The sequence below is a fragment of the Streptomyces sp. NPDC014801 genome (assembly GCF_043082085.1).
In the GTDB taxonomy this organism is placed as follows: Bacteria; Actinomycetota; Actinomycetes; order Streptomycetales; family Streptomycetaceae; genus Streptomyces.
In genome coordinates this window covers 146,886-169,521 of sequence record NZ_JBIBXG010000014.1, presented here as the reverse complement: position 1 = coordinate 169,521, position 22,636 = coordinate 146,886, and the positions used below count along the sequence as shown (strand labels likewise).

Here is a 22,636-nt window from a genome sequence, read left to right as displayed (position 1 = left end):
GCCGGCGTCTTCAGACGGGTCCGCGGTATCAGCAACCACCGCGCCCTGGCCCGCGCCGCACGGCCCGCTGGCTCCGACGTTCCGCCGCAACCGTCCACCCCTCCCCCAGGTCGGTTCAGTTGCCGATCGCGCGTGAGGCCGGCCCTCTCGCTATGCCGCGGGCACTCGGTAGGCGCCCAGTACCGGCAAGTGGTCCGTGGCTGTCCTCAGGTCTCGTTCGCTGACCCCCGGTAGCCCCATCGGGACCCCGCATCCCAGCACCTCGACACCCTCGGTCGCGAAGATCGCATCGATCCGCTGCAACGGGTCGCCCAGCCGGGTGGTGTGCTCCCTCCCCCACGGCTTTGCCGCCCAGCTGTCCTGCAGGGCGTCGGCGAGCAGGCCGAAGGTGCGGCCGTGGGGCCGGTCGTTGAAGTCGCCCGCCGCGATGGCGTACGGCACGTCCAGGGCGGCCAGCTGGTCGAGGAGCAACCGGCCCTGCTCGTAGCGCTCCTGATCCTGGACGCTCAGGTGACAGCTGAGCACCCCGAGCCTGGCTCGGCCGAACCGCAGCACGGCGGTCGCGAAGCCGCGCTGGTGCAGGCCGGGCGTACGGGGCAGCAGGACGTCCTCGGTGCGCTCGACGTGGGCGCGGAGCGAGGAGAGGATCATGGGGCCGGACGCCGTCGCGCCGCCGGTGACGTAGACCAGTCCGGAGGTCCGCGCCAGGCGGGCGGCGGCCTTGCGCCAGCGGAAGAACCGGGGCGCCTCCTGGACGCAGACGATGTCGGGCCGGCAGGCGCGGATCACCCGCGCGAGGGCCGCGACGTCGTCCCGCATGGACCGGACGTTGTAACTGAGCACACGCACGACCACGGAGCCGTCGGGCTCCTTCGCCGACTGGGGCAGATCCTGCACGGTTCCCCTCTCCACGCTCTGTCTCTCCGTCCCGGGCGCGTCATCCGTTCCCGCTCTGGCGGCGGATGCGCGCGGCCACGTCGTTCTGCTCCGTCTCCCACCAGGGGCGTACCCGCTCAGGGGCCGGGCCCCCGGTCGATGCCGAGACGTCTGCCCGGGGCCTGTCGCCGTGGGCGCCGGCAGGGGCGGCGGGGACGACGGTGAGTTCCGCGTCCAGCCGGCGGTCCAGGGCCGGGGTCCGGGCGCGTTCGGCGCGCGCCCACTGGTACAGGATCGCCAGCAGGAAGGGCAGCGCGACCAGCTCGGCGATGCTGAGCATCGCACCGCCGCCGATCTGCTGGTCGTGCTGAACGTCCGGCGACCAGGACGGCGCGTGGTGCAGGTACCAGGCGCCGGCGATCAGGGTGCCGTGCGTCATGACGACGACGCCCGGAACGGCGTCGACGATCCCGTCCAGGAAGACCAGCGCCGCCCGTACCGGATGCGTGCACCACGCCGGCAGCGCCTCCTCGTGCGTCAGCACCGGTACGACGACCAGGCTGCCGGCCGCCAGGAGGTGCAGGTACATCAGCTCGTGGAGCCAACCCACGCGCAGGGCGGTTGCGAAGTACGGCGTGAAGTAGATCGTCAGTTCGGTGGCCAGCACCAGGGCCGTGCTCACCATGGGAAACGTCAGGGTCCGCACCACCCGGCCCGTCATGAGCCGCCGTACCCGTGTCGTGGCCCCTTCGGGCAGCGCCTCGACGGCCAGCCGCAGCGGATCGCCGAGGGCGAGGCCGAGCGGGGCGACCAGGTCGAGCAGGATGTTCTGCACGGCGGCGGGCCAGAACAGCTCGTGGTCGTACACGGCGAGCCCGGACATCGTGGCCACGACCAGGCCGCCGAGCCCGAGCAGGGCGAAGGCGGCGGTGCGGCCGGGCGGCCAGGGCTCGCCGCGCCGGCGCAGCCGCGCCATGCCCCAGCCGTAGAGCGCGCCCAGGACGATCACCAGCAGCAGCGCGGGCACGTCCAGCTGCCAGGAGGACAGCAGCCGCCCATCGGTCAGCTCCGGCAGCTGGGCCAGGATCACCGCGTTACCGGCCATGCCGTGTGTCCTCCTTCATGCCTGACGACGCCAGCCGTCCCTCTTCCCTGCGGGACGGTAGTCCCCCGCCGACCGACACCGGGCAGCGGGCCCCGTATGAAGCTACGCCCAGGGGATCCGGGGTGGGGCGATGAGTCCCGCGGTGTCCGGCGGTCGTCCAGTCGAGCCCGTGACGGAGGAGGGCGTCAGATGTGCAAGTCGACCTCGCGCTCTCCATCGGCATGATCTGCGTCGGCCACATCGACACCGCCGTCCTCGCGCCATGCGGCTCTTCGCCCGGGGCTCTCGCCAAGGGGCACGCGCCGCAGCTTGCTGACACGCCCCTCGGTCGGTGGCCGTCGAGGCCAGCGCGGTGACACTGGTACCGCCCACTCCCGTGTCGTCTGCGTTGGCCCCGACCTCCGTGCTGCCGACGACATCAGGGCCTGCGTATCAGCTGCCGAGAGCCTCGTGGTCGTAGTGAGCCCGATTGCGCGTGATCTCGTTTTGAGGTACCGGCCGATCGCTGCCGTGGTCCTCAGCCCGCCACCCACTGCGCCGCGAGGAACCGTTCCACGGCCTTCCTCGCGCGGCGGTCGAACTCGGCGTACTGCGCCTCGCGTTCGGCTCCCGCTACCGCCTCGCCGACCAGCAGGTTTCCCTCGGCGTCGAGGCGCTGCGGGCGCTCTTCGGCGTCGGGGAGGAGGGCGACGGAGGAGTAGGCCAATCCGCAGTAGTAGGCGATGCCTTCGCTCAGGTTGGTCTCCAGCACGGCACGCATCCCCTCCGTGACGGGGTCGTCGGAGGTGACACCGGCCAGGCCGAGCCACAGCATGCGCTTGCCGGCCAGGCGGGGCTTGCTGCGGCCGTAGGCGAATCCGTAGTTCCATACGCGGTCGATCCAGCCCTTGAGGAGGGCCGGCACGCTCTGCCAGTACACGGGGAACACGGCGACGACGAGATCGGCGTCCAGGATGCGCCGCATGTGGGCCCGGACCTCGTCCGAGTACGGCTTGTCCCGGTCACCCCAGTCGGGCTGGTCCGCCGCGTTCATCCGCGGGTCGAACCCTTCAGCGTGCAGGTCGAGCAGGTCGACGTCGTATCCGGCGCTCTCCAGTTGCGCGACGGTACGGCGGGCCGTGTGCGCCGTGAGGGAGTCTGCGCGGTGGTGAGCCATGACCACAAGGGCGGTCCCGGCTGTGCTGTCGAGGTGCGGCATCGTTTCTCCTGACTGGTCTGCGTCGGTGCTGCTCGTCCAGTACACGAGTGATCGCCTGGATGATCCATAGGAGAAGCGCTCCATGACATAGGGGTTCGTCTACGATCGGCCTGGTGGATCCCTTGAGTACTCTGCTCAGCGGCATCCGGGCTGAGGGCTCGGTGGTCAGCCATGCTGTGCTGGAAGCGCCCTGGACCATCCGCTTCGCCGACGGTGCGCCGCTCACCATGGTCAGCGTGTTGCGCGGTGGCGGCACCCTGCGCCTGCCCGACGGAACCGAACGAGCGGTCCGCGCCGGTGACACGGCAGTCGTACGCGGCCCGGACACCTTTCACCTCGCGGACGGGCCGACCTCCTTCGACCGCCCCCACGCCGAGTACGAGATCGCCTGCTTCACGGAATCCGCCGAGCGCACCGCCCAGAACCTCGGCGGCATCCGCTGGGGCAACGATCCGGACGGAGCGACCGCACTGATCGTGGGCGCCTACCGCGCCTCGAGCCGTCGCCACGAGCGACTGCTGCGCGGCCTGCCGCCGGTGCTGGTGGTCAGCGAGGACGCCGACGTCTGCGCCTGGCTGGAGCAAGCCGCCGTCGACGCCGCCCTGCACTCAGCCGGCTCGCAAGCGCTGATGGACCGGCTCCTGGACTGGGCCCTGGTATGTACGCTGCGCGCCTGGTTCGCGCAGGCACGTTCCGACGCACCGCACTGGTACCGCGGCATGGCCGACCCGATACTCTCCCCCGCCCTCCAAGCCTTCCACGCCCAGCCTTCCCAAAGGTGGACGGTGGCCGCGCTCGCCGCCCAGTGCGGAGTCTCCCGGGCACTGTTCGCCAAACGCTTCACCGAGATCATGGGGTGTCCTCCACTCACCTACGTGACCGAATACCGCATGGAGGAGGCCGAGGCGCTGCTGTGCGAGACCGACCTCGCCATCGCCCAGATCGCCCAATCCGTCGGCTACGCGGACGCCTTCGGCTTCAGCGCCGCATTCAAACGTCACCGTGGCCTGAGCCCCAGCGTCTTCCGCACCACAGAAGCCTGACTGGTGTGATCAGCCCAGGGCACTGCGTGCCTTCCGCCGGATGAGTGTGCCGGCCAGGGTGATGGCGGCCGCGGTGGCGGGGTCGGGTAGTTCGTCGTAGCTGGTCCCGGGACCCGTGGGCCTGCCGCCCAGAGTCAGCCGGCGTTACAGAATGCAGGGCGTTGCGGACCGCAGGGGCGAAGGTATGTCGGGCAGCAGACGAGACAGGTCGCAGACCCTGGGGTCTACGTCGGCCGCGGTGAGCAGCAGCCCCAGCGGCTGGGGCGCGAGTCCGGTGGCGGTAGTGCGGCAGCCGGGGGTGGGCGTGGTCGGGTGGAAAGCAGGTAGAGGCCCGCGATGTCCATGAAGGACATGCGGGGAACAAGGTGGTGCGTAGCCGAAGCCGGTCGTGAGGGCCATGGACGCTTCACCGCCCTGGAGGGCGCAGCCCCTCACCTTTGAGGCAGGAGTACCGGCTTCCGGTGTGTGGGTTCCAACGGCTGCCCTTCGGCCGCAGCCTTCAGCATGCGCAGAACGTCTTGGTGCCCCTTGCGGAGTTTCTTGTCGCTGTAGAAGAGAGTGAGGAGCGGACCGGACAGCGACTCTTCGATGGTGGCGAGGGTGCCGCCCCGCGCGGTCGGCGCCAACCGCATGCGATCGATCGCCTTCATGCAGCCCATTGCCACGCCGGTCCATGTGAGTTCCTCCTCCGGCGAGATGACTGCGAAGGTGGACTTGATGGACGTTCCGCGGACCGTCCACCGGAAGTTGGCGTCCGGCTCCATGCGCTCCAGTTCGGTAACGCGGGCGTCGGAGCGCCAGGCGGGCCAGTTGTGCATGTCGCTGATCAGTTGCCAGACCGTGTGGACCGGGGCGTCGATCGTCACTGAGTTGATCGACTTGACCGGTGCTTCTTCGTCCAGGCGCCCCCTCTTGGCGTACTCCTCGTGCAGTTCCGTGAGTGACGGACCTTTGTAGAAGAGCTTCACGTCTCCCCCAGTCTCCAAGAGCGCCGCTCTCCAGAATGAGCGGCGCCCTCTAACCAGAGCAATGCTCTCGGAGTCAGCGGGGGACGTCAAGTCCTCTCTGGATTGACGGTGTTCTCGCAACCGTCGGCCGGCACTCGGATTTCTGATGGAGGCGAAGGACCGGTCCCGGCAGGGGCACGGAGGCCATCTGGTCGACGCGGTGGTCCCGGCCTGGGCGTGCGGCGGCTGCCGCCCTCAGTGCCTGCTCGGCGCCTCCATGAGGCAGGCGGTCGGCGGCGATGGTGCCGCCGATGGCGCCGGCGGCACAGTTGAGGGCGTCGGAGAAGCCAGCTCCTTCGGAGACCTGCCCGCAGGCCGGTCGGGACCGACCGCGTACTGACGCGGGCCACCGACTGGGTCCTCGCGGAGGGGCCGGGCGGACTGAGTCTTCGTTCGATGGCCGTCGCACTGGGTACCAGCCCGCGGATGCTGCTCTACGACTTCGGGCGCAAGCAGGAGCTGGTGGGCGCAGTTCTCGCCGAGGCACGGCGCGACGCCGAGCGTCTCACGCACGGCCGGCCGCCGACCGGCGCCACCGTTCATGAACGCCTGCGAGCGATCTGGACGTGGCTGAGTGCACCTGAACGAGCCCCGTTCGTGAAGCTGTTCTTCGAAGTCCACGCCGACCTGCTGGCCCACCCCGAGCGCTACCCTGACCAGGCGGGGGCCGTGACCGGCTGGTTCGGTCCCCTGCGTGCCGTCTTCGCCGACGTCACCACCGGGGACGACGACACCGCCACGCCCACCCTCGTCATGGCCGTCATGCGCGGCCTGCTCTTCGACCTCACCACCACCGGCGAACGCAAGCGCACCGATCTCGCCCTGGAGGAGTTCGCCGCGCTCCTGGAGAAGCCGACACAGTGAGCCTTTTTCAACCTCCCGTTGAGGGCGTGGGGATCAGCTGCGGTGTTCGGCCCTGTTGTCTGCGATCGACCGGAACAGCTCGCGAGCTCGCTCGCAAAACTGCTCGACCTCCGTGATGTCCGGCTCGTCACCGTCGGCCAGCATCCGGGCCTGGAGCTGCTCGGAGCGCAGTCCGCCGTAGCGGTTCCTCACCTCAGCGGTCACCGGCTGGACCGCGATGTGTAGATGCTTGCGCGCGTCGCGGCCGTGCGACCACATGCAGACGTAGGTCTGCTCGGGCCGACACAAGGTCTCCACGACACGAGCGGTATCGCGCAGCAGCGGGCCGAGTTCCGCCGCTGCCGTGTCGTCGAGTTCGGCGATGGCCACGACGTGGTCCCGCGGGCCGACGATCAATGTGCCGAGATTCATCGGGCCGACGACGTGGTTCACCACCCAGGCAGGGTCTCGTGCACGACGCCCCCTGGCAACTCCCGGCGCCCGGTCAGAAGGTCGCACCCGAGACACCCCGTTACATCCACGCGCACCAGCGTATACAGAGCCGACAGCGATGAGGCCGCCCGACGACCAACTCGGCTGACGAATTGCCGTACGCCGTCGGGTTGAGGCTCGCGTGCCGTAGCCCGTCGTTGATCGGGAGCTTCTCGCGCAGCAGGGCCAACGCCGCGTGCCGGCCTTCTCAGCGGTCCCGGACGTGATCCAGGACGAAGTTCTCCGTGAGCGTGTCGGCCGGCGCAGCTCATAATCCTCCACCTTCACCGACGGTGCGCCCGTAGCGTGGAGGGATGGCCAGTACCAAGAAATCGGATGAACACGGGGCGCGGATTCGCAGAGTACGTCGCCGGCTCGCGCAGGAGGGGCCGCCGTGGACGCGGAATCGCGAGGGGGATTTCGAGACAGTCACCCTGCCCGAAGGTGAGTGTGACCAGCTGCGCGACTTGCTGATCTCCGAGGGCGTGCAGACGATTGTCGAGATCGGTCTCGCCTACGCAAGTTCCGCACTCGCGATCGGCGAAGCACTGGTCACCGTGGACGCGCCTCGGCCCCGGCATATCATCGTCGACCCGTTCCAAGAACGTGACTGGTCCAACGTTGGCTGGGACTTGCTGCGTTCCGCGGGACTGGACTCGATAGCTTCGCTCGTGCCCGCACCTTCGTCGATGGCGCTCCCTCAACTCCTCTCTGAAGGTCTTGTGGCCGACGCGGCATTCGTGGACGGCAGCCACCGGTTTCATGAAGTCTTCGTCGATCTGTACTTCTTGCGCAAAATCGTGCGACCTGGCGGGCTGATCATTGTGGACGACGCCGGGACGCCATCAGTGGAGGCCGCCGTCCGCTACTACGAGCAGAACCTGGGATGGACGGTGGTTCCCGGCGCCTTCACTGACGGCTCTCGAACGGCGCCAACAGCTGATGTTCCGGCCAAGCCGGCGACCCGCTGCAAGGCCATACGCTTGCCTGATCCCCCATTCGAGCCGCCCTTCGAGAGCTTCCGCGCCTTCTGATGCAACGGCTCAGCCGACGGGCTCGGCATCGAGCCCGCAGCGGGTCCGCCTGCCACAGTGCCACGCATGTCGCCTTGCCGTGTCCCAGTCTCGGGCGGTGCGGCCTCGCGTCGACGGTCGGCGGCTCCTTACTCTCCCCCGTCGGCGGAATGGAGCTGAAAGTCGACGACGACGCAACCAATCTGTCCGTCAGCTGCGCGGCCGATCCAGACGGGGTAGGCCCCATCACCCTGGCCGGCACGCAAGGCGATGAGGTTCGGCTCGGGCTCCACGCCGGGCAGTTCGACGCTGAAATGGCTGCCGAGGGGTATGAACAGGTCCTCGTCCAGCTGGTCCTCCCTCACCGTCCGAGTCGCATCCATGAAGGAGACTGTGCCGGTATCCACGCCAACTCCGTAGAACTGGCCCTCGCCCAGCAGCCCCAGGTCTTCATCGGGCCGGAGGGCCATGTCCCACTCGCTCGGCGCGATGTCCAGGAACGTCACCCTGGCCGCGGCGACACCAGTCCAGCGTGTTGTGCGCAGGAGCGACAGCGTCACCGGGTACTCGCCCGGTGGGACGGCGATGGTCCGCGAGGTCTCTCCGATCCAGGCGGGGTCCGAGACCACCAGCTGTCCTGATGTGATCCGTAGCATGCCGGCGTCAACGAGCTCGACGGCGACCGGCCCGTCCGGAGTGTCGCACGCACCCGGGCTGAACAGCTGCTCGATACCGGTGGCGCGCAGCGGTCCCGATCCTTCGTCCACCGACACGTCGCTCAGGACTACGGTCGTGGCGGGCTCGTGGCCCTGCTGGGCGAGGAGCGGCGCGAACACCTGCCAGTCTCCGAATTCCGGTACGGGGCAAAGGAAGCTTTCGACGGGCGCCGCGAACCGTCGCACGGGGGTGCCAGACGGGCCGGACGTTCGAGCGTGCAGTGGCTCCGTCGACGCTCCTCTCGGCCCGGCGAACTCGGACTTCACCTCGACCTGCCCGTCGGCCGAGACGGTCGTGGTCTCCTGAACATCCCACTTAGCGGACAAGTACTCCTGCTCGGTGGAGAACTGCCATCGGGTGTTCCGCTGAGCCAGCAACATCCCTGTGCCGTGCGGCTTGAGGTCGATCATCTGCATGCGCCAGGACCTGTCGTCGAACAGATACACACGCCACATCCGGCGCGGCCAGTGTTCGATCAATGCCAGCGGTCGCTCCCGCGCGGACAGCAGAACCGCGTAATCCATCCCGGCAGCATGCTTGCGTGCCGCGAGCGCGCGCGACATCGGGCCCGGATGGGTCATTCCCCGATAGGAACCCCACATCTCGCCGTACGACACATCAAGACTGTCGAAGATCACTGCCGCGCATCTCCCCCCGTGGTACCAGCCTCACCGACCAGTTGCGCTCGACGGTGAACACTGCCGCAACGCCCTGCCGTTCCGAAGCTTCGTTGTGCCGCCAGTCTGCCAGGCAGGTGTGACACTGAGTTTGCGGTGTCCGTGAGAAGAGCGCCGATGCGCAAGGGCGGGAACGTGTGCACTCCGCCCAGTACGGACTCGACCGAAGGTGCCCTCCCGCAGCGGACACGGAACCGCAGCAGAGCAGGCAGACGGCGATAAGACGTTCACGCGCTGCGCTGCGGCCGCTCCTGCGTCCGCGAGCGGAAGGTGCGACGGTAGGTGTCCGGCGGCACGCCCAGTGTGCGGTTGAAGTGGCGGCGCAGTGTCGTGGCCGTACCCATGCCCGTGGATCTTGCGATGGTGTCGATGTCGTCGTCCGTCTTCTCCAGGAGTTCCTGGGCGCGGCGGATGCGCTGGGCCAGGAGCCACTGGAGAGGGGTGCTGCCCGTGGCCGCGCGGAAGTGACGGCCGAGGTGGCGGGAGCTCATACCCGCCTGGCGGGCCAAGTCCTCCACCGTCAAGGGCTGATCGAGGCGTTCGATGATCCAGGGGAACAGCGCGGTGAGCGGGTGGTCGTCCTGGTCGGGGACCGGGGCGGTGACGAACTGCGCCTGGCCGCCGGCGCGGTGCGGCGGAACGACCAGGCGGCGGGCGACGGTGTTGGCGATCGCCGAGCCGTGGTCGAGGCGGACGAGGTGGAGGCACAGGTCGAGGGCGGCGGCCTTGCCGGCGGAGGTGAGTACGGTGCCGTTGTCGACGTAGAGGACGTCCGGCTCGACCAGGACGGCGGGGTAGCGGCCGGCGAGGACGTCGGTGTGGGCCCAGTGGGTGGTGGCACGCCTGCCGTCCAGGAGACCGGCGCCGGCCAGGACGAAGGCGCCCGTGCACAGCGAGACGATGCGGGCGCCCTCCTCGTGGGCGGCCCGCAGCGCCGCGACGAGGTCCGGGGGCGGGGGGACGTCCACGTCGGCCCAGCCGGGGACGATCACCGTGTCGGCGCGCCGCAGGTGGTCGAGGCCGTGGTCCGGGACGAGACGGAAGGGGCCCAGCCGGACGGGGCGAGGGCCGCAGACGGTCAGGTCGTACCAGGGGACGGTGACGGCGGCCGGTGCGGATCCGAACACCTCCAGCGCCACGGCGAGTTCGAAGTGCAGCATGCCGTCCGTGACGGCCAGCGCGACAGAAGCCATGTCCGGAATTGTATGGGGCATGTCGTTCCGGACACTCACGGTGTGTCTCCCGGCCAGGCCAGGATGACGTCAGGTGATCGGTCCGGTAAAGGGAGAACGTCATGCCGGCGGGACAGACGGTGGCGGTGTACGGCGCGTACGGCCACACGGGGCGGTTCGTGGTGGCGCACCTGGTGGAGCGGGGGTTCACGCCTGTGCTCGTGGGTCGTGATGCCCGCAAGCTGGGAGTGTTGGCCGACGAGTTCCCGGGGTTCGACGTCAGACCGGCTGCCGCGGACGACGCCGGCGCGCTCGACCGGGCACTGGCGGGGGTCGCGGCCGTCATCAACTGCGCGGGGCCGTTCGCACTCACCGCGCCCCCGGTGATCGAAGCGGCGCTGCGCGCCTCGATCCCGTACGTCGATGTCGCCGCCGAGATCGAGGCGAACGCCGACACCTTCGCGCACTTCGCTGAGCGCGCCCGCCGCGCCGGTGCGGTGATCGTGCCCGCGATGGCGTTCTACGGCGGGCTCGGTGACCTGCTGGTCAGCGCGGCGATGGGTGACTGGATGGAGGCCGACGAGGTGCACGTCGCCTATGGCCTGGACAGCTGGCATCCCACCCCGGGCACCCGGCTGGCGGGCAAGGTGTCCGCCGAACGGCGCGGCGGACGCCGGGTGCGGTTCACCCGGGGCCGGCTGGAGTACCACGACGACGCACTACCGACCCTGACGTGGCCGTTCCCGCAACCGATGGGGAGCCGACCCGTCATCGGCGGGTTCACCATGGCCGACGTCGTCACCGTCCCGAGCCACCTGGCCGTTCCCGAGGTGCGCACCTACATGACGACCGAGGCGGCGGGAGGCGTGAGCTCGCCGGACACGCCCACGCCTACCGCCGTCGATGAGCGGGGGCGCTCCGCGCAGACCTTTCTCGTCGACGTCGTCGTGCGCCGCGGCGACGCCCAGCGCGGTGCGGTCGCCGCAGGGAAGGACATCTACGCCGTCACGGCGCCCCTTGCGGTCGAGGCCGTCGCCCGCATCCTCGACGGGCGGACCCGGACGGTGGGCGTCGCCTCCGCCGGCGAGATCTTCGACCCGCTCGACTTCCTCGGGTCGCTGGCGCCCCACATCACCGTCACGCTTCAGCAGGCGCCGACCCACCGTGGCCGGCCCGGCCACCGCTCAGGGCTCGACCGCGACAGCAAAGTCGACAACCGGCCCTGACCGCGACAGCCGCGGCAAGGCCCCGACCAGTCCTCACTCCCCTGGCGGGCCGGCCGAGCCGCTGTCGGAGGGACGGCCACGGCGAGGGTGCGACGGGGCCGGGCGGTGCCGGTGTACGGGTAGGGCATGACGATTCCCGTGAAACAGCTCAGCGACCCGGCCGTACGCGCCTTCATCACCGCCCTCAACGCGGGCGACCAGAGCGCCGTGTACGACGTCCTGGCACGGGGCGCGACCATGGCCGACGACGGAACCGACCGCGACGTCCGCGAGTGGCTCGACCGCGAGGTGTTCTCCGCCCGTGGACACATGGACGTCGAGTCGGAGGCGGACGACGGACGCACGCTCGTCGCCAGCTACCGCAACGACACCTGGGGCGAGATGCGCACCCAGTGGCACTTCACCATCGACGACGGCAAAGTGTCCCGCTTCGAGACCGGCCAGGCGTAGGACGGTCACATTCGGCCAGGCCCGGCCTTCGCGACTCCGCGCATGGAGCGCCACGCATCTACAGGCATGCAAGAGGCCGGGTCTAAGGCTTGCCGGGGCTGATCACTTTCGCCACTTCGCTCATGCTGTTGTTCAACTGGTGGTCGCGTTCGGGCAGTCGGTGCACCTGTGCCCACGGAATCACGCGGGCGTAGAGGTCGGCGTGCAGCGGTGGGGCGATCTCGTCCGCGAGTCCATGGAAGACGTGCACCGGCGTCTCCCGCGGCAGCCTCGCGCCGAGATCGGTCGGCAACTCGAACTCGCGGCCCGGCCAGCCGCCGTCGCCGACGAACGGGGCGGCGATCAGGACGATCGCCGCGAGTGCGCACTCCGGCGGCTGCTCGGCGAGGGCATGGACCAGGATCGTTCCGCCCACGGAGTGGCCCACCACCACCGCGCCGTCCCCGAGTTCCGCCAGCTCACGCCGGAGCGCCGGGCCCCATCGCGCATGGCTCGGGTCGTCCTCGTCCGGCATCCGCGGGTAGCGGACCTCGTAGGCCTCTCCGAGCTCTCGCCTCAGGCCGTCGACCAACTTCTGATCCCACGCGTCGTGCGCGCCCGCGCCGCCACCTTGAATGAACAAGATCCGCTGAGTCCCTGTCATGGCAATCGCCCCTCACCCGATCCGACGACCGGCTGCTACCCGCTGCGGACGGGTGCCAGCGCGGGGTGGAACCGGGCCGGCACCCGAACGGCGGACGAAGTACCGCCATATGGATCTCCACGAACAGCGATCACGCGGGGCCGAGATCACCCCGACGCCTCAACTCCCCCTGCGGAAAAGCCATTCCGTTACTGGTCTTGATACTGGTCCGACTGCCGGCCTTCGCTGGGCCGCCCGTAATCCAGTGCGACTTCGTGGTCTTCAGGGCGAATTCTCCCTGGCTGCAGTCCACTGCTGAGCGGCCTTGCGCAACCCTGAGAGGATCAGGCTATGGCGAACTCATCCATGCGGATCAATGCCCTCATCGTCGATGCCAATGACCCGGAACGGCTTGCGACGTTCTGGTCCGAACTGCTCGGTAGGCCGATCGTGGGCCGTACCGGCCCGTACGTATGGCTGCGGCGAGAGAACGACCTGGGTCTGGGCTTCCAGCAGACCGCCGAACCCAAGTCGGGCAAGAACCGCATGCACTTCGACGTCAGCTCAGCCGACCCTGTCGCCGAGCAGCAGCGGGTCGAGTCACTTGGTGGACGCAGGCTGGAGCAGTACGCCGACGGCGGGTTCCTGGTGATGGCGGACCCTGAGGGCAACGAATTCTGCATCATTCCTGAGGGTCCCTTCCAACTCGACGACGAAGGGCGCGCGGACTATCTCAGCTGACTGCCATTCCCGCATGAGGCCCAGGCGACGTGGTGACAGGAGGAGGCGCCTGAGCTGACCGCGCATGACTGGGCCGTTCCCCGACATCACGGCGCCTCGAGCCCTCGACCAGCGCCACGGCGGTCGGGAGTAGATCCATTATCCCGGTGCGGCGAGGTGCCTGTCACCGTTCTCCGGAATGATCTTTACATCCGTTTTGCACCTCTAGGCTTACGGGCGGACACAAAGCACGGATCTGACCTGGGAGTTGCAAGTGGCGCACGACATTGCCGGACTGACAGCGGAACTCACGGACATGGCTGCGGCCGATCACCGGTTGGCAGTTCGTGCGAACAGCGACGACCCCGCCGAGCAGCTGGCGTGGCGGCGGCTGACCGCCCAGCACGGTGACCGGCTCAACGAGATCATGGACGAGTACGGCTGGCCGACGGCGGAACTGGTCGGCGAGGAGGCCGCACGCGCGGCATGGCTCATCGCTCAGCACGCCGACCGGCAGCTCGACGTCCAGCGTCGTGCCCTCCAGCTGATGGAGCAGGCGGTGTCGGCAGGCGCGGCGAGCCCGCGCGAGCTGGCCTTCCTGCGCGACCGCACGCTGGTCAATGAGGGCCGCAAGCAGGTCTACGGCACCCAGATCGCCGGCGTGAAGGACGGAGCGCCGGTTCCGTGGCCCTGCGAGGAGCCCGAGCGCATGGACGAACGCCGTGCGGACGTCGGCATCGAGCCCTTCGACGAGTACGTCGCCAAGTTCTCCATGACGTAACGCCCCCGCTCCGTCGCCGTCGCGCCATCGCGGACGCAGTGAACCGCCCGTTGACGCCTTCGGTGCGTTCGCTCGACCGACCGGCGTATTGACCTGGGCACATGTGCGACCCGGTTCTGGACGGCGCATACCGCTGGATGACGGCCCGGTCTTCGGTTCTGCCCTGGCCGCGGTGCGGGTCGTGTGCAGGGGTAGCGTGGCGCTCAGGCCGGACGCGGTGGTGCCTTGGTGGTGCGTTTCGCGGCGCGTTTGCCGAGCAGGCCCGCGAGGAGCATGACGAGTACACCGAGACCGGCGCCGCACAGCGTCCACAGCACCCGGTAGCCCTCGGCGGCGTAATCGGAGGGCTGTTGGAGGTCCAGCAGGATGAGGACGGCTGCGGCGATGGCCGCGCAGTAGTAGGCGTAGTTCCAGAAGCGGATGGCCGCGCCGTGCATGAACAGGATGAGAGCGACCACTTCGAGTCCACGGGTGACCGCGAACAGTTTGAGTCCGTGTTCACTGGTCGGGATCAGCAGGAGCAGCGCTGCCGCGATGGCGCCGATCAGGGCGCCGGCGAGGCGCTGAGCGGCGACGAGTGTGCTCTGTTCCAGGCTCGGCTTCATCGCGACCATGGCCGCGATCGGCATCCACAGGCCGTGGTCGAGGTTCAGTCCGAACGCGAGGGCGACGGTGGCGAACATGACCAGGGCGCGGATCACCGCGAACATGATCAGCGGAGGGGTCAGTTTCCGTCGCGCGGTGTCGCCGGGGAGTTCGGCGAACGGCTGGGGCCGGTCCCGACGTCCGTGGCTCAGCCACCAGAGGAACGTGATCACGATCCACAGCAGCGATCCGCCCGCCCAGGAGACGGCCTGGGCCCAGGTGTGACTCGTGATGTGGGCGGAGTCGTGGATGCCGAACCCGAGGGCGAGCGCGATGAGGAACCAGATGTTGAGGAGCAGGGCATTCACGAATCGTCGTGTCCCGAATGCGACCATCAGGCCGGCCGCCAGGGTGACCGCGAAAGCCGTCAGCGCCATCCAGCCCCAGTCCTGGCCGCCGATGCCGAATCCCAGCGCGGTCACACCCGCGCCGATCAGGCCGAAGAGGGCGATGTGCCAGGCGCGGCTCCGGTAGCTTCCACCCGGGTCTTCCAGCGCCGCGAACAGCAGCCCGAACACTGCGCTGAGCAGGTACTGCTCGTACCCGATCGCCCAGAAGACGATCAAGGGCACCAGCGCAACGTCCAGGAACATCACGCCTCGCGGCCAGTTCAGGCCCGCGGGGCTGACCTCGAACACGCTCGACAACCAGGTAGCGGCCTTTCCCCGTTGAGCGGGTGGTGGTTGTCGTCCGCTCGTATCGGCCATGCCGCCCCGCTCGTCCAGGTCGTCGGTCCTGCCGGTTCAGTGGTGGAAGCCGATGCGGCTCGCGTCGTGCGGGTGGCCCTCGTTCAGCCACTTGATCGCCCGGCGCATGTCGTCGGCGAGGAGCTCGATCTCGTCCCGGTCGACGCCGTGCCGCACCAGGACGCGCTGGATGACGGTCTCCTGCCGGTCGGGCGGCAGCGGGTACGAGGGCACCTGCCAGCCGCGCATCCGCAGATGGTCGGACAAGTCGTAGAGGCTCCAGCCGACCGAGTCCGGGTCGGTGAGCGTCCAGGAGACGGCCGGCAGGGCGCCGTTGCCGTCGTAGAGGAGGGTGAAGGGGCCCATCTCGGCGACCTGCCGGCCCAGGTGCTGCGCGGTGTCGGCGCAGGCCTGGTAGACGCGGCGGTAACCCTCCCGGCCCAGGCGCAGGAACATGAAGTACTGGGTGACGACCTGCCCGCCCGGGCGGGAGAAGTTCAGCGCGAGGGTGGGCATGTCACCGCCGAGGTAGTCGACGTGGAAGACCAGGTCGTCCGGCAGGGCGTCCTTGTCGCGCCACAGGGCCCAGCCGACGCCGAGCGGGGCCATGCCGTACTTGTGGCCGGAGGCGTTGATGGAAGCGACCCGCGGGAGGCGGAAGTCCCATTCCAGGTCGGGGTGGAGGAAGGGGGCGATGAATCCGCCGGAGGCGGCGTCGATGTGCAGCGGGACGTCGATGCCGGTCTCGGCCTGCATCCGGTCGAGTTCGGCGGCGATCTCGGCGGCGGGCTCGTAGGTGCAGGTGTAGGTGACGCCGAGGATGGCGACGACGCCGATGGTGTTCTCGTCGACGTAGTCGCGCAGCTGGTGGGGCTGCAGGCCGGTCGCACCGGGCTCGACCGGGATCTGGCGCAGCTCGACGTCGAAGTACCGGGCGAACTTCTCCCAGCAGACCTGGACGGGCCCGCACACCAGGTTCGGCCGCTCGGTCGACTGGCCGGCCGCGCGCCGCCGCTCCCGCCAGCGCCATTTCAGTGCCAGGCCGCAGAGCATCGCGGCCTCGCTGGAGCCGGTGGTCGAGCAGCCGACCGCGTTCGCGCCGTCGGCGCCGGTCGGAGCGTGCCACAGGTCGGCGAGGATGTTGACGCACCGCGACTCGATCTCCGCGGTCTGCGGGTACTCGTCCTTGTCGACGATGTTCTTGTCCAGACACAGGTCCATCAGGCGGCGGACCTCGTCGTCCGCCCAGGTCGTGCAGAAGGTGGCGAGGTTCTGCGCGGCGTTGCCGTCCAGGAGCAGCTCGTTGCGCAGCAGCTGGAAGACGACGGGCGGCGGCGAGGGCAGGTCGGGCATCGCGCGTTTGGGCAGCGGGCGCTCACTGAGCGGCGAGGCGAAGATGTCGACGGCCGGATCGGCCGCCGGTTCCTGAGCATTGTGCAGAGCCACCGTTCACCTCGCGTAGTCAAGAGTCGGACCCAGATCGGACAATACGGACCCCGTTGTGTGGTCGGCACGCGGACGTGCTCCATCCCGGGCACGTCCGCGATCGTGCCCGCGGCCGGGTGGGCGGCCGGGTTGGCGGCCCGTCCGGGAGAACCGGGCGTTCCCCCCCTGGTGCCCGGTACGGCAGCCACTGGCCTACTGGCCTGGGGCGCCGCCCGCTGCCGCGGCGGCCCGTTCGCGGGTTTCCTCCGTGCGTTCGGGCAGCAGCAGGACGGCGCCGGCCAGGAAGCAGACCGAGCCGATCAGGGTCGTCGCGTTGGCTCCCGTGGCGTTGTGCACCTCACCGGTGACCGGGTCGATGTACCCGGCCACGGCGGAGACGCCGAAGGCGAGGGAACCGACCAGGTTGGCCAGCGTGATCCACCAGGACCACGACGCCGGCCGCCAGGCGGCCCAACCGTGACAGGTCTCGTACCACGCGAGGAAACTGGACACGAGGAAGCAGACCGAGCCGATCGCGTCCGGGCGCCAGACGTGCTGGTGGGCGGTGGTCGCGGACAGGTTGCTCGCCATCGCCACGCCGGTACTGACGTTGAAGTACAAGGTGCCGACCAGCTGGACCGCGGTGGCCCACCAGTCGATCCGCCGAGGCTGGTGGACCAGCAAGCGCCGATGCGCGGGGTTGACCGCCGGCGGAGCGGCATCGACCGCCTCGCGGTACGACAGGAACGACGCCGCGGTGAAGAACAGCGACCCGGCGAAGTAGGTGACCGCGTCCCACCGGGACCCGACCGCACCGCTGTAGCCGGGCACCGACCCCATCGCGAACAGCAGCGACCCGACGGCGAACAACACGGCGATCCACCAGCCGCGCGCCGCGGGAGCCCACCAGGTCGACCCAGCGGCGGGCTGCTGGTGCTTGCGATGCCTCCGCGACTCCCACCGGACGACGACCCCGTCGGGACGCACGTGGTCCACATACGTCAGCGATCGGCCGGCACGCCGCCGCCCCCGGTGCGGCCGAGGCCTCGGCACCTGTCCGCTCTGCCCGCTCGTCGTCATCGTTCCCCATCCCCAGCCTCGGGACCGTCCGGTCCCGCCTTCCGCTGCCAGCCACGTTGGACCGCACCCACGATGATCTTCACGGCCAGACCGAGGACCACCAGGTCGGCGAGCATCTGGACGGTGACCACCAGCCGGGCCGTCTCGTTCTTGGCGGTGATGTCGCCGAACCCGACGGTGGCGAACACGGTGACCGTGAAGTAGAGCCCGTCGGAGTGGGACAGCGGCTCGCCGAAGCTGCCGGGTGACAGCGCTGCCAGCGCCACGTAGGTGCCGGCGAACAGCAGCAGGAAGAACGGAATGCCGGTGGCCAGCGCCTCGACGGCCCGCAGGCCCGGGGTCACGGAGCGGAGGATCGAGCGGACCTGGCCGGCGACGAGGGCAGTGAATCCCGCCAGCCCGACGAGAAGGATGGTGACGGTGGTTGCCGTGGAGGACTGGTCCAGGGGCATGAGGTAGTACAGGTTCCCCAACGCGGTGACCGAGCCGACCACGCGGACCACCGTCCAGGCGATCCGGCGGCCGGAGGGCCGGGCCCGGCCCTGCGGCGCGACGCCGCCACCGGGCGTCATGACGACCGCCTCAGCCTGGTCATCGCTGCCCGGAAGGACAAGCCGCGCGCGTGCCACCCGGAGTGGATCAGGACCACCGGCACCCCACCGATGGAAACGACACCTTGTCGACGACCGCCCCGACGGAACACCCACTGGCGATCTCGCCTGGGTGATACGTCTTCTCGCTCCCGTTGCTCTCGCCCATGCTGCCCAGCGTCCACGGCGACGGGATCAGGGGCCGGTCGGCCAGGACCGAACAGGTGAACCGGCGTACACCAAGATCCAGGCAGAACGTACACGAGGGCGGTTTCAACACTGCGAACACCACGGTCAGCTGTTGCGGATCATTGCCTCGTGGATCCAGTCGGCGTAGGCGGGCGCGCTGCTGTAGAGCCCGGGGCCCTCGCTGCACCGTACGCCCGGGGCGCCCGGGCCCGAGGTGACACCGATGAGTTCCCAACGTCCCCTGCGGTCCCGCTGGAGCTGGGGCCCGCCCGAGTCGCCGTTGCATGCCATGGCCTTCGGCACCTGGCTGATCGTGCACAGACGGGTGTCGCTCGCGTAGCCCGGCGCGCACTCGGAGACCGCTCCCCTGCGCGTGTCGAGCTCCTGCAGCCGGTCGGGGAAGACCCATTCGTTGAGGTCGGGGGCGTCTTCGACGGTACCGAAGCCCAGGATCCGGGTCGCCGTGCCGGGCCGTCCCGGCCGGTCGGCGATGCGGATGGGCTTCTCGGTGACCGAGCGGTTCAGGCGGACCAGGGCGACGTCGTTGCGGTTGGGGCCGGCATTGTCACCGTTCTCGTACCGCGGGTGGGTCACCGTCTTGGCAACGGACCGGACCGTGCCCCCCGAGTTCCGCCACGCGCTGCCGATCCGGGCGGTGCCGTCCAAGGTGACGAGCTTCGGGTCCACGCAGTGCGCCGCGGTGAGCAACCACTTCGAGTCGATCAGCGATCCCCCGCAGACACCCTTGAAGGTGGGGTCGTCCACACCCGTCACCGGGATCGACACCATGAACGGGTACCGCTGCGTGGAGTCCTTGCCGTTGACGATGGCCTCGGCGCTCCCCGACGTCGTGGCGACGCACACCGCTCCCGCCAGGGCCACCGCGGCGGTGCGCGCCACCATGCGGCGCGAGGACTTCATGCTGAACACGTGCTCTCCGATCGGACGAGTGCTTTCGACCCGCTCAGCCTCCGCCATCGCCGAGGAACTGATCCATACCGTCAGCGGGGCTGTCCGGGGTAGGGAAAACCCCAGGTCGGCGCGATCCGCTGCGCGCCGCCCGCGCTGCCTCGTGGCGCGCCGGGCCTCCCCCGCGCACCTCGCGGACCCGCCCGGAAACCAACCTCGGCTGACGTCCAGGAGCGCGAGAAAGGTGCCCGAGATTCGTGATGTGGGACGGCGAGCTCGTGTTGCCCTGACGTTCTCGTCTCAACTGCGGAGCGCGAAGGCCGGCCGAGGCCGTCCAGCCCAGTCCGGTCCGTGCCGGTTGAACGCATTCCGTGGAACGCGAACTCCTCCTATCATGCGGTGACTTGGGGATTGCGGGGGAGGGTGATGAGCAGGGAGCTGCCACTCGGGCTGGTCGTGGTGATCGGCTTGCTCGGCTGGGCGATCTACGGCCTGTTCGTGTCGATCCGCAGGGCCGTCCATCGACGAGGGCTGCCGCCGCCATCGCTCGCACCCCGCCAACTGGAGGCGAGTCAGGGCGAGGCGTTCCGGGAGATCTGCCGACGGGCCTCAAGTCCGGGTCCGCGCGTGGTGATGACGGACTACTTCGCCGAACGAGGGTGGAACAGGGCGGACGCCATGCGCGTCCTGGCCGAGCCGATCAAGCACAAGCTGATCAGGGTCAGTGGCTGGCGGTTCGGAGGGTACAGCGTGACCCGCAAGGGCTGGAGCGAGTACGAGAACAAGTTCATCTGGGCAGGAGGCGAAGGAGTGCACATCTCGTCCTCGTCGGGCGGTTTCGTCGTGGCGAACGTCAACAGCCCCCAGGCCATCGCCCACGGCGGCTACGGCAACCGGGCGAACGGGCCCGACATCCCGCACCAGCAGCTGATCGAGGCTCTGCGCACGGACGCCCACGCTGCCACACCCGACGAGGCGGTCCGAGCCCGGGAGTACGCCGACGACCTGGCCTCGGCCGTGGACGCCCAGGACACGGACCGAACGGCGCGCATCCTGGCAAGGATCAACGCACTGCTGTCCACCGCCTCCGCAGCCTTCGCCCTGACCCGGGATCTTCTCCACCCCGGCCCGTAGGGCAACGCCTCGAACGACATCCCCGTCCCGGCCCACACGACCGGCCGACTGTCGGGGCCACGTCTGCCAGACTCCCGCCGTGCGGTCGGCTCTGCGGTGGCTGCAAGAATCTTCGTGGACGATGCAGGTCAGACGCGTGACCCGGCCGGGTCCGCGTGGCAGCATGGTCTTGCAGACCACCCTTGTCGAGGGGGTGTGGGACATGGCGGTGTCAGAGGCGAAACCCGGTCCCAGGACACACAAGCCCGGGCTCAAGCGTGAGATCGGCTTCATCGGGCTCATCTGGGCGTCGGAGGGATCCATCATCGGATCCGGGTGGCTCTTCGGCGCACAAGGCGCCCTGGCGGCCGCCGGACCGGCAGCGATCATCTCGTGGGCCATCGGCGGCCTGGCCATCCTGATCCTTGCGCTGGTGCACGCGGAGCTCGGCGGCATGTACCCGGTCTCAGGGGGCACCGCGCGCTTCCCGCACTACGCTTTCGGGGGCGCCGCCGGTGCGTCGTTCGGCTGGTTCTCCTGGCTGCAGGCAGCCACGGTGGCACCCATCGAGGTGCTGGCGATGATCACCTACGCCCAGCACTACTCCTGGGCGAGCGGCTGGGAGAAGATCAAGGGCGGTGAGCACGTCCTGACTCCGCCGGGCATCGCCGTCGCAGTCGGGCTGATGGCCGTCATCACCGCCATCAACTTCCTCAGCATCCGGCTGCTGGCCCGCACCAACAGCGCCGCGACCTGGTGGAAGGTCGGCATCCCGCTGCTCACGATCTTCGTTTTCGCGGTCGCGCAGTTCCACACCGCCAATTTCACCGCGGCCGACGGCTTCAATCCGTACGGGGCCAAGGGCATCCTGTCCGCCGTCTCCACGAGCGGCATCATCTTCGCCCTGCTGGGCTTCGAACAGGCCGACCAGCTCGCCGGCGAGAGCGCCAACCCGAAACGGGACATCCCGCGGGCCGTGATCGGGTCCATCGTCCTCGGCATCCTGATCTACATCCTGCTGCAGGTGACCTTCCTCGCCGCGCTGCCCGCCTCCCAGATCGGCGGACACTGGGCCAACTCGGCCTTCACCGCGCTGAGCGGACCGTTCGCACAGGTGGCCACGCTCATCAGTCTGGGCTGGCTCGCCACTCTTCTCTATCTCGATGCCGTGATCTCCCCGGCCGGCACCGGCCTGATCTACATCACGGGCTCCTCGCGGGTCTCCTACGGCCTGAGCCGCAACGGCTACGTACCGTCCGTCTTCGAGAACACCAACCGGCGGGGTGTTCCGTGGGTCGGCCTCATCACAGCGTTCATCATCGGCTGCATCTGCTTCCTGCCGTTCCCCAGCTGGCGTTCCCTGGTCGGCCTGATCACCAGCGCGAGTGTGCTGATGTACGCCGGCGCCCCCCTGTCGTTCGGGGTGTTCCGCAACCGGCTGCCCGAGGCGCACCGGCCCTACCGGCTGCCCGGCGGCAGCGTGATGTCGCCGCTCGCCTTCATCGTCGCCAACCTGCTGATCCTCTGGTCGGGCTGGGCCACCGACTGGAAGCTGGGCGTCGCCATCCTCATCGGTTACGTCATCCTGGTCGCCAACAGGGTGTTCAACATGAACCCCATCACCCCTCAGCTCGATCTGCGCGCCGCGCAATGGCTACCGGTCTACCTGGTGGGCATGGGACTGATCGTCTATCTGAGCGACTTCGGTCCGCTCAAGCACCCGTGGTTCCCGCTGTGGTGGGACATCGGCGTGACGGCGGTGTTCAGCCTGATCATCTACTACTGGGCCATGGCGGTCGCCCTTCCCGCCAGCCGCATCCAGTACATGGTCGACCAGGTCGTCGTCCCCGAGGAGGAAGACGTCCTCTGAAACGGAGCAGAGGTCCCGCGTTCTTACAAGGGAGCACTGAACTCGTCGAGTGCGGCGCGGAGTCCAGGCCGGACGAACCGTCGCATCTTCCCAGCGCTCACCGGCCCAGAAATGCGGCTTGTATGAGGTGAGGGTGTTGCATGCACACGCCCACGCAGTGAGCGTAGATCAGCGCTTTCACGGAATC

22 protein-coding genes are annotated in these 22,636 nt (G+C 69.1%); 9 read left to right on the top strand and 13 right to left on the bottom strand.

The annotated features are described in order from the left end of the window. Window positions 1–150: 150 nt before the first annotated feature. The 3 genes from ACF1AL_RS31975 to ACF1AL_RS31965 all read right to left on the bottom strand — a co-directional run bounded on the left by ACF1AL_RS31975 (window position 151) and on the right by ACF1AL_RS31965 (window position 3,179). A complete protein-coding gene (locus ACF1AL_RS31975; RefSeq protein ID WP_391706567.1) occupies window positions 151–897 on the bottom strand; it encodes an endonuclease/exonuclease/phosphatase family protein in 747 nt (248 codons plus the stop codon). 40 nt (window positions 898–937) lie between these two features. Next, a complete protein-coding gene (locus ACF1AL_RS31970; RefSeq protein WP_391778569.1) occupies window positions 938–1,981 on the bottom strand; it encodes a cytochrome c oxidase assembly protein in 1,044 nt (347 codons plus the stop codon). A 517-nt stretch (window positions 1,982–2,498) separates the two neighbouring features. After that, window positions 2,499–3,179, bottom strand: a complete 681-nt coding sequence (locus tag ACF1AL_RS31965; RefSeq protein ID WP_391778568.1) for an NAD(P)H oxidoreductase — start codon at window positions 3,177–3,179, stop codon at window positions 2,499–2,501. Between the two features lie 104 nt (window positions 3,180–3,283). Here ACF1AL_RS31965 and ACF1AL_RS31960 point away from each other — a divergent pair, with 104 nt between their 5' ends. Next, window positions 3,284–4,222 (top strand): AraC family transcriptional regulator, encoded by a 939-nt coding sequence (locus ACF1AL_RS31960; protein ID WP_391778660.1) that lies wholly within the window; start codon window positions 3,284–3,286, stop codon window positions 4,220–4,222. A gap of 431 nt (window positions 4,223–4,653) precedes the next feature. Here the strand turns inward: ACF1AL_RS31960 and ACF1AL_RS31955 are convergent, their stop codons facing one another. Continuing rightward, window positions 4,654–5,190 carry an SRPBCC family protein gene (locus ACF1AL_RS31955; RefSeq protein WP_391778567.1) on the bottom strand — a complete coding sequence of 179 codons (537 nt, stop codon included), beginning with the start codon at window positions 5,188–5,190 and terminating at the stop codon, window positions 4,654–4,656. 435 nt (window positions 5,191–5,625) lie between these two features. Here ACF1AL_RS31955 and ACF1AL_RS31950 point away from each other — a divergent pair, with 435 nt between their 5' ends. Continuing rightward, window positions 5,626–6,093, top strand: coding sequence for a TetR/AcrR family transcriptional regulator (locus ACF1AL_RS31950; RefSeq protein ID WP_391778566.1), 468 nt, complete (start codon window positions 5,626–5,628; stop codon window positions 6,091–6,093). Window positions 6,094–6,126: 33 nt separating this feature from the next. On the opposite strand, the gene ACF1AL_RS31945 is transcribed toward ACF1AL_RS31950, so the two are convergent. Beyond that, complete coding sequence (locus ACF1AL_RS31945; RefSeq protein ID WP_391778565.1) at window positions 6,127–6,528, bottom strand: hypothetical protein; 402 nt, start codon at window positions 6,526–6,528, stop codon at window positions 6,127–6,129. A gap of 350 nt (window positions 6,529–6,878) precedes the next feature. Between ACF1AL_RS31945 and ACF1AL_RS31940 the strand changes: the two genes are divergently transcribed. Further along, a complete protein-coding gene (locus ACF1AL_RS31940; protein ID WP_391778564.1) occupies window positions 6,879–7,598 on the top strand; it encodes a class I SAM-dependent methyltransferase in 720 nt (239 codons plus the stop codon). A 128-nt stretch (window positions 7,599–7,726) separates the two neighbouring features. On the opposite strand, the gene ACF1AL_RS31935 is transcribed toward ACF1AL_RS31940, so the two are convergent. Then, window positions 7,727–8,932, bottom strand: a complete 1,206-nt coding sequence (locus ACF1AL_RS31935) for a DUF4241 domain-containing protein (RefSeq protein ID WP_391778563.1) — start codon at window positions 8,930–8,932, stop codon at window positions 7,727–7,729. Between the two features lie 266 nt (window positions 8,933–9,198). Then, window positions 9,199–10,164 carry a helix-turn-helix domain-containing protein gene (locus ACF1AL_RS31930; protein ID WP_391778562.1) on the bottom strand — a complete coding sequence of 322 codons (966 nt, stop codon included), beginning with the start codon at window positions 10,162–10,164 and terminating at the stop codon, window positions 9,199–9,201. Between the two features lie 101 nt (window positions 10,165–10,265). Between ACF1AL_RS31930 and ACF1AL_RS31925 the strand changes: the two genes are divergently transcribed. Beyond that, window positions 10,266–11,369, top strand: coding sequence for a saccharopine dehydrogenase family protein (locus tag ACF1AL_RS31925; protein WP_391778561.1), 1,104 nt, complete (start codon window positions 10,266–10,268; stop codon window positions 11,367–11,369). Window positions 11,370–11,495: 126 nt separating this feature from the next. After that, window positions 11,496–11,819 carry a nuclear transport factor 2 family protein gene (locus tag ACF1AL_RS31920; RefSeq protein WP_391778560.1) on the top strand — a complete coding sequence of 108 codons (324 nt, stop codon included), beginning with the start codon at window positions 11,496–11,498 and terminating at the stop codon, window positions 11,817–11,819. Between the two features lie 82 nt (window positions 11,820–11,901). Here ACF1AL_RS31920 and ACF1AL_RS31915 read toward each other — a convergent pair whose 3' ends face one another. Continuing rightward, window positions 11,902–12,462, bottom strand: a complete 561-nt coding sequence (locus ACF1AL_RS31915) for an alpha/beta fold hydrolase (protein WP_391778559.1) — start codon at window positions 12,460–12,462, stop codon at window positions 11,902–11,904. Between the two features lie 330 nt (window positions 12,463–12,792). Here ACF1AL_RS31915 and ACF1AL_RS31910 point away from each other — a divergent pair, with 330 nt between their 5' ends. Together ACF1AL_RS31910 and ACF1AL_RS31905 are read left to right on the top strand one after the other, a co-directional pair. Continuing rightward, a complete protein-coding gene (locus ACF1AL_RS31910; RefSeq protein ID WP_391778558.1) occupies window positions 12,793–13,182 on the top strand; it encodes a VOC family protein in 390 nt (129 codons plus the stop codon). Between the two features lie 253 nt (window positions 13,183–13,435). After that, window positions 13,436–13,942 carry a DUF6624 domain-containing protein gene (locus tag ACF1AL_RS31905; protein ID WP_391699133.1) on the top strand — a complete coding sequence of 169 codons (507 nt, stop codon included), beginning with the start codon at window positions 13,436–13,438 and terminating at the stop codon, window positions 13,940–13,942. Between the two features lie 203 nt (window positions 13,943–14,145). Here ACF1AL_RS31905 and ACF1AL_RS31900 read toward each other — a convergent pair whose 3' ends face one another. The 5 genes from ACF1AL_RS31900 to ACF1AL_RS31880 all read right to left on the bottom strand — a co-directional run bounded on the left by ACF1AL_RS31900 (window position 14,146) and on the right by ACF1AL_RS31880 (window position 19,487). Continuing rightward, window positions 14,146–15,225 (bottom strand): FUSC family protein, encoded by a 1,080-nt coding sequence (locus ACF1AL_RS31900; protein WP_391778557.1) that lies wholly within the window; start codon window positions 15,223–15,225, stop codon window positions 14,146–14,148. A gap of 105 nt (window positions 15,226–15,330) precedes the next feature. Beyond that, complete coding sequence (locus tag ACF1AL_RS31895) at window positions 15,331–16,719, bottom strand: glutamate decarboxylase (RefSeq protein ID WP_391778556.1); 1,389 nt, start codon at window positions 16,717–16,719, stop codon at window positions 15,331–15,333. Between the two features lie 192 nt (window positions 16,720–16,911). After that, complete coding sequence (locus ACF1AL_RS31890; protein ID WP_391778555.1) at window positions 16,912–17,694, bottom strand: hypothetical protein; 783 nt, start codon at window positions 17,692–17,694, stop codon at window positions 16,912–16,914. An 80-nt stretch (window positions 17,695–17,774) separates the two neighbouring features. Further along, on the bottom strand, window positions 17,775–18,350 hold the full coding sequence (locus ACF1AL_RS31885; RefSeq protein ID WP_391778554.1) for a potassium channel family protein: 576 nt from the start codon (window positions 18,348–18,350) through the stop codon (window positions 17,775–17,777). 312 nt (window positions 18,351–18,662) lie between these two features. Continuing rightward, the gene (locus ACF1AL_RS31880; protein WP_391778553.1) at window positions 18,663–19,487 is read right to left on the bottom strand and encodes a S1 family peptidase; all 825 of its coding nucleotides are present in this window, start codon (window positions 19,485–19,487) and stop codon (window positions 18,663–18,665) included. A 405-nt stretch (window positions 19,488–19,892) separates the two neighbouring features. Here ACF1AL_RS31880 and ACF1AL_RS31875 point away from each other — a divergent pair, with 405 nt between their 5' ends. Then, complete coding sequence (locus tag ACF1AL_RS31875; protein ID WP_391778552.1) at window positions 19,893–20,600, top strand: hypothetical protein; 708 nt, start codon at window positions 19,893–19,895, stop codon at window positions 20,598–20,600. A gap of 202 nt (window positions 20,601–20,802) precedes the next feature. Next, window positions 20,803–22,449: an APC family permease gene (locus ACF1AL_RS31870; RefSeq protein WP_391699145.1), complete on the top strand. Its 1,647-nt coding sequence runs from the start codon at window positions 20,803–20,805 to the stop codon at window positions 22,447–22,449. Window positions 22,450–22,636 lie beyond the last annotated feature (187 nt).

Excerpts from the sequence above, each read along its gene's own strand:
- ACF1AL_RS31950 (WP_391778566.1), top strand. The coding sequence starts at position 5,626 with ATGGCCGTCGCACTGGGTACCAGCCCGCGGATGCTGCTCTACGACTTC.
- ACF1AL_RS31875 (WP_391778552.1), top strand. The coding sequence starts at position 19,893 with ATGAGCAGGGAGCTGCCACTCGGGCTGGTCGTGGTGATCGGCTTGCTC.
- ACF1AL_RS31940 (WP_391778564.1), top strand. The coding sequence starts at position 6,879 with ATGGCCAGTACCAAGAAATCGGATGAACACGGGGCGCGGATTCGCAGA.
- ACF1AL_RS31965 (WP_391778568.1), bottom strand. The coding sequence starts at position 3,179 with ATGCCGCACCTCGACAGCACAGCCGGGACCGCCCTTGTGGTCATGGCT.
- ACF1AL_RS31920 (WP_391778560.1), top strand. The coding sequence starts at position 11,496 with ATGACGATTCCCGTGAAACAGCTCAGCGACCCGGCCGTACGCGCCTTC.
- ACF1AL_RS31915 (WP_391778559.1), bottom strand. The coding sequence starts at position 12,462 with ATGACAGGGACTCAGCGGATCTTGTTCATTCAAGGTGGCGGCGCGGGC.
- ACF1AL_RS31910 (WP_391778558.1), top strand. The coding sequence starts at position 12,793 with ATGGCGAACTCATCCATGCGGATCAATGCCCTCATCGTCGATGCCAAT.
- ACF1AL_RS31925 (WP_391778561.1), top strand. The coding sequence starts at position 10,266 with ATGCCGGCGGGACAGACGGTGGCGGTGTACGGCGCGTACGGCCACACG.
- ACF1AL_RS31885 (WP_391778554.1), bottom strand. The coding sequence starts at position 18,350 with ATGACGCCCGGTGGCGGCGTCGCGCCGCAGGGCCGGGCCCGGCCCTCC.
- ACF1AL_RS31970 (WP_391778569.1), bottom strand. The coding sequence starts at position 1,981 with ATGGCCGGTAACGCGGTGATCCTGGCCCAGCTGCCGGAGCTGACCGAT.
- ACF1AL_RS31870 (WP_391699145.1), top strand. The coding sequence starts at position 20,803 with ATGGCGGTGTCAGAGGCGAAACCCGGTCCCAGGACACACAAGCCCGGG.
- ACF1AL_RS31930 (WP_391778562.1), bottom strand. The coding sequence starts at position 10,164 with ATGGCTTCTGTCGCGCTGGCCGTCACGGACGGCATGCTGCACTTCGAA.